Consider the following 1,232-nt stretch of genomic DNA (forward strand, 5'->3'; position numbering starts at 1 on the left):
CTGCTTGCCTTCCGCACCGGCCGAGCCCTGGAGGTCATAATATTTATAAGCTTGAACCAAATCAATATCAGTACCGATACCTTCCTCGTAAAACTCTGCCAAAGTACTGAAACCCGCCGTGATAGTTCCATATTCAAGCTGGGTGCAGCGCAGCGCCCATTCAAAGGCCTTAGTGTTATCCTTCTCCCCCCCTTCACCATGATAATACATACTTGCTAATGCGATGGCGGATCTCTTATCACCATTATCGACAGCATCTTCGTACCAATACCTGGCTTTACCATAATCATCACCCACCAAGTCTTCATAGTCTTTGCCACGGTATGCTTCGGCAAGAGTGCGCTGGGATAAGGCATATTCCATTCCGGCAGATTCTTTTAGATACTGAAGCGCGGCATTATAATCTTTACCTACACCAGCCCCCTTGTAATACATCAAGAACAAATAATATCCCGCATCGGCAACACCTTGATCCCATAAAGACTTCATTATAGAAAATGCTTTCTCTTCATCCTTATCTATGTCAAGAAAACTACTTCCATAAAGATAGACAGTACCTAAAACATATTCACCTTTAGGATCACCACTTACTATTCTCTTGTTTATATCTTCAAGAGTCCACCTGATCGTCTCGTCTCGCATTTCCTTTCCAGACGGATCAGTATAGAGCGTCGCAGGGAAAGCACTCGACGACCATAAAAAGGCACTCAAAAAAAACGATAAAAAAAGGGTTTTCAACGGCTTCATTATTTAAACTCCAGCTTAAATACGTCCGAGTAGCGCAAAGGGCGGGCGCGCGCATCTTGAAAGGCAACGTTCAGTGTGGCACCAGCCGTCGATTCGTACTCACTCAGATAGAATGGACGCTCTATCGTGTAGACATTATCACTTGAAAATATGTCATACACCGAGACCTCAAAAGCATCACTTCTCACCCCATCTTTGCTATAGAAAATCAAAGACTCTTCATCTTTGTCGAAACCAGCCCCATGATACCTGCGGCGGCCCCCATGACCTTGGTCAGCGCGACATCGTCCCCCTTGTCGCCGCTGAAGTATTGCCGAATGACCTCGACGCTACTCCAGGCGCTATAGCCTTTCATGTAGGGCACCATAGCGCGAGACTGACTGAAGATCTTGCTGGCGAGGCCCAAAGCGCTCTCCGTCAAGTCCGTATACCGAGCATCCAGCGCATCGTTATTGGACACAGCGTCAGGGGAGACAGGTGCATCA

The 1,232-nt window shown here is 47.0% G+C and carries 2 protein-coding genes; both read right to left on the minus strand.

Annotation, left to right across the window (positions count from 1 at the left end):
- Positions 1–747 (minus strand): tetratricopeptide repeat protein (locus DOM41_RS17200; protein ID WP_188112430.1); only part of this gene is annotated, 747 nt, incomplete at its 3' end.
- Between the two features lie 208 nt (positions 748–955).
- The coding region (locus DOM41_RS17695; RefSeq protein ID WP_223161012.1) for a hypothetical protein at positions 956–1,232 on the minus strand (277 nt) is incomplete at its 5' end.

Source organism: Salinicola aestuarinus (assembly GCF_003206645.1).
GTDB classification, from domain to species: Bacteria; Pseudomonadota; Gammaproteobacteria; order Pseudomonadales; family Halomonadaceae; genus Salinicola; species Salinicola aestuarinus.